General features: G+C 62.3%; 11 protein-coding genes. 3 read left to right on the top strand and 8 right to left on the bottom strand.

The window, feature by feature from the left end; translation table 11 throughout:
• Nucleotides 1-72: 72 nt before the first annotated feature.
• Genes ASU23_RS21535 through ASU23_RS21515 form a run of 5 tightly spaced genes read right to left on the bottom strand, consistent with a single transcriptional unit; the run spans nt 73 to nt 3,981 of the window.
• On the bottom strand, nt 73-525 hold the full coding sequence (locus tag ASU23_RS21535) for a flavodoxin family protein (RefSeq protein WP_003942217.1): 453 nt from the start codon (nt 523-525) through the stop codon (nt 73-75).
• 47 nt (nt 526-572) lie between these two features.
• The gene (locus ASU23_RS21530) at nt 573-1,220 is read right to left on the bottom strand and encodes an isochorismatase family protein (protein ID WP_003942132.1); all 648 of its coding nucleotides are present in this window, start codon (nt 1,218-1,220) and stop codon (nt 573-575) included.
• Between the two features lie 36 nt (nt 1,221-1,256).
• Complete coding sequence (locus ASU23_RS21525; protein WP_042450693.1) at nt 1,257-2,921, bottom strand: (2,3-dihydroxybenzoyl)adenylate synthase; 1,665 nt, start codon at nt 2,919-2,921, stop codon at nt 1,257-1,259.
• A gap of 41 nt (nt 2,922-2,962) precedes the next feature.
• Nucleotides 2,963-3,763, bottom strand: coding sequence for a 2,3-dihydro-2,3-dihydroxybenzoate dehydrogenase (locus ASU23_RS21520; RefSeq protein ID WP_003942103.1), 801 nt, complete (start codon nt 3,761-3,763; stop codon nt 2,963-2,965).
• Nucleotides 3,751-3,981, bottom strand: coding sequence for a phosphopantetheine-binding protein (locus ASU23_RS21515; RefSeq protein WP_003942230.1), 231 nt, complete (start codon nt 3,979-3,981; stop codon nt 3,751-3,753). Before ASU23_RS21515 ends, ASU23_RS21520 begins: the two co-directional genes overlap by 13 nt.
• Nucleotides 3,982-4,180: 199 nt before the next feature.
• Here ASU23_RS21515 and ASU23_RS21510 point away from each other — a divergent pair, with 199 nt between their 5' ends.
• Nucleotides 4,181-5,338, top strand: coding sequence for an isochorismate synthase MenF (locus ASU23_RS21510; protein WP_020969440.1), 1,158 nt, complete (start codon nt 4,181-4,183; stop codon nt 5,336-5,338).
• A gap of 7 nt (nt 5,339-5,345) precedes the next feature.
• On the opposite strand, the gene ASU23_RS21505 is transcribed toward ASU23_RS21510, so the two are convergent.
• Nucleotides 5,346-5,744: a DUF1801 domain-containing protein gene (locus ASU23_RS21505; RefSeq protein WP_007735116.1), complete on the bottom strand. Its 399-nt coding sequence runs from the start codon at nt 5,742-5,744 to the stop codon at nt 5,346-5,348.
• A gap of 200 nt (nt 5,745-5,944) precedes the next feature.
• Here ASU23_RS21505 and ASU23_RS21500 point away from each other — a divergent pair, with 200 nt between their 5' ends.
• Nucleotides 5,945-6,892 (top strand): hypothetical protein, encoded by a 948-nt coding sequence (locus ASU23_RS21500; protein ID WP_058038678.1) that lies wholly within the window; start codon nt 5,945-5,947, stop codon nt 6,890-6,892.
• A gap of 96 nt (nt 6,893-6,988) precedes the next feature.
• A complete protein-coding gene (locus ASU23_RS21495; RefSeq protein WP_202427056.1) occupies nt 6,989-7,597 on the top strand; it encodes a DUF3105 domain-containing protein in 609 nt (202 codons plus the stop codon).
• 34 nt (nt 7,598-7,631) lie between these two features.
• Here ASU23_RS21495 and ASU23_RS21490 read toward each other — a convergent pair whose 3' ends face one another.
• A complete protein-coding gene (locus ASU23_RS21490; protein ID WP_003942246.1) occupies nt 7,632-8,096 on the bottom strand; it encodes a hypothetical protein in 465 nt (154 codons plus the stop codon).
• Nucleotides 8,093-8,857, bottom strand: coding sequence for a 4-hydroxy-tetrahydrodipicolinate reductase (gene dapB / locus ASU23_RS21485; RefSeq protein WP_003942179.1), 765 nt, complete (start codon nt 8,855-8,857; stop codon nt 8,093-8,095). Before dapB ends, ASU23_RS21490 begins: the two co-directional genes overlap by 4 nt.
• Nucleotides 8,858-8,900 lie beyond the last annotated feature (43 nt).

The raw sequence follows: 8,900 nt of genomic DNA, 5'->3' as shown, positions 1-8,900 counted from the left end.
ATCAGAGGACACGCGCTTCTACAACCGCTTGCGGGACAGTCTCTTTCGTGAATCGAAACGAGAAAGTGAAGGCTAGTCCATCAGCGTTGCCGCGACGGTTCCGCCCAGTTCATAACAACCATCGCGGACAGATTTGTCCACGCTCACAGTCACTTCGAGCGGATCCGCCACCGCGACCAATCCGAGCCCGGTGGCGAGTTTGCGCACCGAGGACACTGCACCGGCAGTGTCGTTGTTACCGTGAACCCACAGGCCGTACGGTCGATCCGAAACCGCGCCGAGGCATTGGTAGTACGTGGTGTCGAAGAAGTATTTCAGCGCGCCCGACATGTAACCGAAATTGGCGGTGGTTCCGAAAAGATAGCCGTCAGCAGCGAGGACGTCGGGCACCGTCGCCGCCAACGCCGGCATCACCTTCACCTCGACGCCCTCGATCTCGGGATCGCGAGCCCCGGCCAGGACTGCATCCAACAATTCGTGGGTTGTCGGCGAGGGCGAGTGGTGAACCACCAACAGAGTCTTCACACATCTGACAATACGGCGACGGGTGGCGCACCCGTCGCCGTTCACGCCTACGCCGAAACGGTTTCCGCGCTCATCGCCTTGACCAGGTCGTCGGTTCGGGTGACCGAGGCGCAGCGCCCGGCCGCGTACTCGAGCGCACCGACATGCTCGTCCAGGGAGAAGTCGGCTACCGCGTCGCCCACGAAGAAGATCTGCACGTCTTGCATGAACCCGTCCAAAGCGGTAGTCAGGCAACCGATGTGGGCATAGATTCCGGTGATGATCAGCTGGTCACGCCCACTCTCGCGCAGCCGCTCACGCAGATCCGTCTTGATGAAGGCGCTGTAGCGCCATTTTGTGAGCATCACGTCGTCCGAATGCGGAGCCAACTCGGCGATCACGTCGGTGTGAGCGGGATCTGCCTTCAGACCCGGTCCCCAGAAATCCGACAGCAACGCACGCTCCTCGGGATCCTGATCACCGGGTTGCGCGGTGTAGACGATCGGGATTCCGGCAGCTCGCGCCGACGAACGAAGCCGGTCGATGTTCGGAACCACGGTTTGGAGCGGGTCGACGCTTCGGTCGTACGCGTTCACGAAATATTCCTGCATGTCGTGCAGAAGCAACACCGCTCGGGAAGGATCGAGAGTCCAGTCGACCCGATTTTGCGGAAACTCGGTGGGCATCTCGTATCGCACTGCTGTGGGTAGCGCCATGATGAATCTCCTCGAAAATGTGGGGGTGGGAACCGATCAACTCGACAGAGTCTGTGCGGCAATCGATTCGCTGAGAACACGGCGCAAGGCCGCCTTGCTGGTCTTTCCGACGCCGGTGACGGGGAACTCGGTCACGAACTCCACTCGATCCGGAACCTTGTACGCCGCAACGCCTCGGCCTCGTATGTATCGCTTGATCTCGCCGACGGTCGGGGCATCTCCGGAAATCACCAGAACAGCACAGGTTCGTTCGCCCAGGTACTCGTCGGGAACGGCGACGACGGCCGCATCGTGGACAGCCGGATGCGAGAGCAGGTGGTTCTCGATCTCCTCGGCCGCAACCTTCTCACCGCCGCGGTTGATCTGGTCTTTTGCGCGCCCCTCGACTATCAGATGTCCTGAATCGGTGACGCTGACCAGATCGCCGGTGCGATAGAAACCTTCGGCGTCGAAGACCTCGGCATTGTGCGCATCCGCCCGGTAATAGCCGCGGATCGTGTACGGACCCCGAGTCAGTAAGTGCCCCGTGGTTCCGGGCGCGACGAGCGCGCCTTCGTCGTCGACCACACGAACCTCGTCGTCGGGTGAAATGGGCCGGCCCTGAGTGCTGACGATCAATTCTTGCGTGTCGTCGAGGCGGGTGTAGTTGACCAGCCCCTCGGCCATCCCGAACACCTGCTGGAGGGTGCAGCCCAACTCCGTGGGTACGCGTGCAGCGGCTTCGGCGCTGAACTTCGCTCCGCCGACGCCGAGAACCCGCAAGCTCGACAGATCGTGATCTGCCTTACTGGGGGCGGCCATCCAGGCCAACGCGATCGGTGGAACCAAGGAAGCGTGCGTGACTCGCTCTGATTCGATCAGACCGAAAGCTGTGGAGGGCATGGTGTCCGGCGCCAGAACCACGGAGCCGCCCGCGTGGAGAACGCCCAGGATGCCCGGCGAACTCATCGGAAAATTATGCGCTGCAGGAAGAACCACCAACATGCGCGTCGAGTCGTCGACGCCACAGATCGGGTTGGACGCTCGCACCGAGTAGAGGTAGTCGGCGTGCGTTCGCGGAATCAGCTTCGGAACACCGGTCGTGCCACCGGAAAGCTGAAGAAAGGCGACCGACAACGGATCGACGTCGGCAAGAACGGGAACCTCGTATCCGCGCAGCGAATCGAAACCGACAAACTCTTCGGGGTCACCGGCCACGATCACAACAGGCGGAGTCTCGAGGCCTTCGTTCACCTCACGCGCCAGCGCGCGGTAGTCGAACCCGCCATGACGGTCGGCGACGATATAGGCAGCGACATCAGCGAACTGGCAGAAGTATCCGATTTCGGTTCGGCGATGCGCCGGCAACCCGAATACCGGCAGGGCGCCGAGCTTCAACACACCGAACAATGCTTCGACGTATTCCACGATGTTCGGCAGCTGCAGAAGCACCCGGTCACCGGCGCGAACACCCAAGCCGGACAGGCCTCCGGCCACGGCCGAGCTGCGACGATCGAGGTCGGAATACGTCAGCCGTGTCTGTGTGCCAAAGGCATCGCTGCCGACCACCGCTTCGTTGTCGGGATGCCGTGCGGCCGCGGCCGTGACGAATCCGGCCAGCGTCTCGTCAGTCCAATAGCCTCGTTCCCGATAATACGTCACCAAATCGGGTGGATACTGTGCGACGGGTGCCAAGGGCTCGCGAGCGATCCTCGAGGTCATGCAAGTGACTCCTGTTCGAAAGTACTGTCAGCAAATACGTCTCACGCTTTGAGCGTCGCTCCACCGTCGACGTACAGCGCCTGCATGGTGATGTGGGCCGCCCGGTCGGACAGCAGGAAGTGCACCGAGTCCGCGATATCGTCTGCGGTGGCCAGTTTTCCGAGCGGAATACCCAGGCGATAGCTCGCCAGATTGCCTTCGATGACCGCGTCGGCACCCGAATCGTCGGAAGGGTCCGACCACAGTGACCGCTGCATCGCTGTGTCGGTGGATCCCGGAGCGACCACGTTGACACGAATGCCGTCAGTAGCCAGCTCCAGTCCAGCGGTTCGAACCAACATGGTGGCAGCAGCTTTGGACGAACCGTAAGCACCCATCCCGATACGTGGGACACCGGCCGCGTTCGACGAGACGACCACGATCGCCCCGGCCCGACGGCGACGCATTTCCAGTCCCACGCTTTGCAGCACGTTCAGCAATCCGAAGACGTTGACGCCGAATATCTTCCGCCACTGGTCCGGATCGGAGTCCAGCACCGATCCGGTGTCGAGAATTCCGGCGACGTGCGCGAGCGCGTCGATCCGGCCGAACGTGTCCATCGTCGAGGCCACTGCAGCGTCGACTGCCTGCCGATCGGTCACGTCCACGACGTGACTCTCGATATCGGCGCCTTCGACGATTGTTTCTGCCAATTCCGCAGTTACCCGCTTCAATTCGACGTCGTCGCGATCGAGCAACGCCAGCGAATACCCGTCGCGCGCAAGCGTACGGGCCACTGCGGCGCCGATCCCCGCCGCAGCACCGGTGACCACGGCGATTCGGCGCTCGCTCACTGCGGGCACAGGACCTGAACCCAGGCATTGATCGTGGGCTCTTCTGCCAACTCCGCGAAGTCGGCATCCGCGCCCGCTCCCCGCCACCGTTCGACGAGCGTCATCAAGCGAACCGAGTCAAGGCCTTCGTCACCCAGGTCCGCGTCGTCGCCGAGTTGTTCTGCCCTCATCGACAGAACCTCGGCGACGTCGCGCACGATCTGGTCACGGTCCACGGTGTTGCTCATCGGTCTCCTCGAGTAGTGGTCGACGCGCTCAGATCGAGCCAACCCAACCTCGTGTCGACCCCGTCCGCACGCCTTGACTTTAGGCCAGCCTAACCATAACGGTACGGAAGTACACAACCCGGACGCTCGCAACACAAATTCACCCAAACTAAGGCTAGCCTCAACATAACAAGCAATCTGTCGAACTGGAAGGGTGTCCATGTCAGCACTCGCCGAAGTCTCCGAATTCCCGTTGCGCAACAACCGGACTGACGATGAAACGGACTCCGTTTTCCTGCTCTCACGTAGGCAAACGTCGATCCGCACTTCGGGAGTAGTCGAAGAATTCGACTCGGCCTTCGACGCTGCCGAAGCCCTCAAGACCGGGCGCATCGACTCGGTCGTCGGCGCCCTGCCGTTCTCCCCGGAGACGCCGTCCGCGCTCACCGCGCCACTGAGTTTCACACGAGTCCGCGGTGATCTATATCACTCGAACATCCCGTCATTACCCACTTCGCGGGTAGCCGGATTCGAACCCAGCCCGCAGATCCACACCGACAGGGTCCGCGGAGCCATCGAACGACTTCGAGCAGGCGAACTCGACAAAGTTGTCCTCGCACGCTCCCTGACCATCGAGGCCGAGTCCACGATCTTCCCCGCCGCTCTGGCCGAGAAACTGATTGCACTCGATCACGCGCACAACGGTTTCTGCGTCGACCTGTCCCCCGCCGGAGGAAAGTACCGCGGGCGTTCGCTGGTCGGTTCGACGCCCGAGGTTCTGATCGAAAGGCGAGGCGGCGTCGTCACCTGCCACCCGCTGGCGGGCTCGATTGCACGCCATCCGAATTCGGATCAGGACGAGGCGAATGCCGAGCAACTCCGCGCGTCGACCAAAGATCTGGCCGAACACGCGTTTGTCGTCGACTCCATCAGCGCGATACTCGGACCACTGTGCACGTCCTTCAATGCACCCAGCGCACCGGAAATCCTTCGGACACCGCAACTGTGGCATCTCGGGACCAAGATCGAAGGTGTCCTGATCGACCCGAGCCTGACCTCGCTCGAACTCGCAATGGCGCTGCATCCGACTCCCGCTGTCTGCGGCACACCGACGGTCGCCGCACGCGAGCACATCACCGCAACCGAAGCCGATCGTGGGTTCTATGCCGGTGCCGTGGGCTGGTGCGACCGGACTGGAGACGGCGAGTGGATGGTAGCTATTCGTTGCGCCGAGATCGCAGCAGACGGCCTCTCGGCGCGGGCCTACGCCGGCGGCGGCATCGTCGCTACTTCCGACCCGGAAATCGAATTGAGAGAGACCAGTACAAAATTCCGCACGCTACTCAGTGCGTTCGACCTCGCTGAACATCATCTCTGACAGGGCGTCACTTCTTCGAGGTGTTCAGGGCAATCGCGGCGTGAACGAGTGCCTTGAACGCCTTTTCGTCGACGGCTTGGCCCTCGTGGAAATCGATCGCCCGTCGCGTATTGCCCTCGAGGCTGGAGTTGAAGAGTCCTGAAGCGTCGTCGAGTGATGCGCCTTTGGCAAAGGTCACCTTCACTGCGCTCTTGTAAGTCTCACCGGTACAGATCATTCCGGCGTGGTACCACACGGGAACACCTCGCCACTTCCATTCCTCCACCACATCCGGATCCACTTCTTTGATCAGAGTTCGTATCCGGGCGAGCATCTCGCCCCGCCAGTCTCCGAGTTCCTCGATTCGCTTGTCGATCAACCGAGACGGGGAATCTGCGCCTTGCTTGTCGGACTCACTCTTCGCCATCGCTTCGTCACTTCCTGCTCGTCGCCGCCGATCTCCGGTGAGTCGAGTATCCCCTCCTGCACGCGGATTCACTCGGTGAATCACTGACGCATCACGGCGTCTCGGCAGATGCGATTTCTTGCAGTTTCGGTCAAAGTGAGACGGACGTCCAGTATTCTCTGGGTACTAAGTCCCGATTCTTCGGCCTGGAGGACTGCATCGTGATCTGGAATCGACCGCTCACCCACTCAGTCGCTTGGGCTGCCGGATCGGTTGTTCTCGCCGCCGCGATTGTCGGCGTTCACACCGTTCCTGCGGCGGCGCAACAGGCCCGCGTCTTCGACGTACTGTGCACACCCACCGATGCAGGCCTTTCCGAGCTGTCCGGACTCACCGTCACCGCGGCCGGGATGTACGCAATCGGCGACAGCGGCTCCGACGATCGGGTCGCCGAACTCGATTCGAACTGCCACGTGCAGCGCTGGATCAGCGTGGGCACCCCTCGTGTCGACGTCGAGGATCTGTCGTCGACTCCCGACGGCCATCTGTGGCTGGCAGACATCGGCGACAACAACGCGGTACGAACGTCGGTCGGGCTGATCGAACTCGATCCGGCTTCAGGTGCGGCGACCTCCTACCCCCTGGTCTATCCCGACGGCGCGCACGACGCCGAGACACTACTGATCCAGAGCGACGGGGTTCCCGTCATCGTCACCAAGGACTACCTAGGTGCAAGCGTGGTCTACACAACCGCTGAGCGACAGCAGGTTCAGGATCTGAGTACGGGCTCGCCGACCATGTTGGCCAAAGTAGGTCAGCTCAGATTTACTCCCACCCTCACACCCGGTGGGCCCGTTCCCCACGCCGGAACGATGGCTGTCACCGGCGGCGCCGTGAGCAAGGACGGCACGGTGGTAGCGCTCCGCACGTATACCGACGCTTACCTGTACGCAGCTCCCGACGGCGATATCGTGAAAGCGTTGAACACCAACCCGATTCGCGTCCCCCTTCCCGACGAGCCACAAGGTGAGGCGATCGCGTTCGACGCTGCCGGTGATCTGATCAGTGGCTCCGAGGCATACCGAGGGCCATTACCACCAATCCGAATTCTTCGCGGCGCCAGCGACATCGCACTGTCGGGCGGAGCGAGCGGCTCTCTCGGGTCGTAGTCGATTCGCGTCCCCGGGAAAGCGGACAGGCGCCGCTATCATGGCCGAGTGAACAAACAACTTCGAGCGACAGTGGTGGTCTCGGCAGTTCTCGCACTGGCTTCGTGTGCGAATTCCCTCGAAGGATCACCGCGCCCGGATGCGTTTGTTCCGAGCATCGACAACCCGGATCCGTCCGAAGCCATCGACGGAGTTGTCACGGTCGACTACCCAGCAGCCCAACACGTACGCCCGAACGAACGCGTGGCGTACACATATTCACCGCCCTTCGGAGGCCGTCATGACTCGGTCTGGGCAAACTGCACCGGAGTTGTTTATCCACAAGCGATTCGGACCGAGAATGCGGTCCATTCTCTCGAGCACGGGGCCGTGTGGATCACGTACAACCCCGACCTCGTCTCGAGCGAGGATCAGGCTCGCTTGGCACAGCGAGTCGAGGGCATGAGCTACACGTTGATGTCGCCGTATCCGACCCTGGATTCGCCGATCTCGCTGCAGTCGTGGGGCCGTCAGCTCAAGCTCGACAACGCCGCGGACGCGCGCATCGATCAGTTCGTCTCGGCTCTGCGCGTCAACCCGAACACGTATCCCGAAGTGGGCGCGACCTGTTCGGTGCCGGTGACGAGCTTCGACCCGAACAACCCGCCGCCATTCGACCCCACCACTCCGGATCCGTCATCTCCCACAACCGTTCCGGAGCGGTAGCGTCTCAGCAGGCCCCGCTTCGCGGCGTAGACACCTACTTGCCTCGTGAACGGCGTTCCAGTTCGACTGCCCGTCGCATGGTTTCCCGAGCCCGGCTTCGGTCACCGGCATAGTCGTAGGCGCGAGCGAGTCGGAAGTTCTGCTTCCAGTTGTCCGGGTCTGCTTCCCAGTCGACCTTGATCTGGGCGAACAACTCGTCGGCGGCCGCTCGCTCGATCCGGCCCGAAGGCAATTTCGGAAGCGCAGACGCATCGACAGCGAGGCCCTCGTCGTGAATCTGCTGCGCGAGGCGCTGGTGCGTGAAGCCGGCACGGAGCGTGGCGATGACGAGCCACAGCCCCAGGAACGGCAGGATCAGCACGCCGATCCCGAGACCGATCGCGGCGCCGCCACCGTCCTGGATGAGCTGGATTCCGCGCTGGCCGAGCAGCACGAAGTACACCGCGAGCGCGATGCAAATCGCGACGATCAGTGCGACGGTGCGGGTGGTCTTGTTCATAGATCGAGAAAGGAATCGATACCGACCGTCAGACCCGGACGCGAGCCGATCTGGCGGACACCGAGCAGAACGCCCGGCGCGAACGAATTCCGGTCGATCGAGTCGTGGCGAATGGTCAGTGTCTCGCCCTGAGTTCCGAGAATCACTTCCTGATGCGCGACCAGTCCGGCCATCCGCACGGAGTGAACCCGGACGCCGTCGACGTCGGCTCCGCGCGCACCCTCGAGCTCGGTCGTGGTGGCGTCAGGGCTGCGTCCGACGCCTGCTTCCGCGCGAGCCTCGGCGATCATGGCGGCCGTTCGGTATGCGGTGCCCGAGGGAGCATCTGCCTTGTTGGGGTGATGGAGTTCGATGACCTCGACGGAATCGAAGAAGCGCGCCGCGGCAGCCGAGAAGCGCATCAACAGCACAGCACCGATGGCGAAGTTCGGGGCGATCAGAACACCCGTTGCCGGCTGGGCGTCGAGCCAGGACTGAACAGTCGCAAGCCTGGACTCGTCGAAACCGGTGGTGCCGATCACTGCATGAATTCCGTTGGCCACGAGGAATTCCAGATTTCCCATGACGACGTCGGGGTGCGTGAAATCGACCACTACCTGAGTGCGGGTGTCGACAAACGTCTCGATGCGATCACCGGTGTCGACCTGAGCGACGAGTTCCAGATCGGGAGCAGCTTCCACTGCCTCGCAGATCGCTCGACCGACCTTGCCCTTGGCTCCCAGAACCCCGACCCTGATGGGTGCTGCACTCACGTCTTCCACGCTCCGTCCGATGCATTGTTTGAGGTGAAGCCTACGCAATCAC

The sequence above is a fragment of the Rhodococcus sp. KB6 genome (assembly GCF_001445685.1).
Taxonomy (GTDB): domain Bacteria; phylum Actinomycetota; class Actinomycetes; order Mycobacteriales; family Mycobacteriaceae; genus Rhodococcus_F; species Rhodococcus_F qingshengii.
This window is presented reverse-complemented; position numbering and strand designations above follow the sequence as displayed.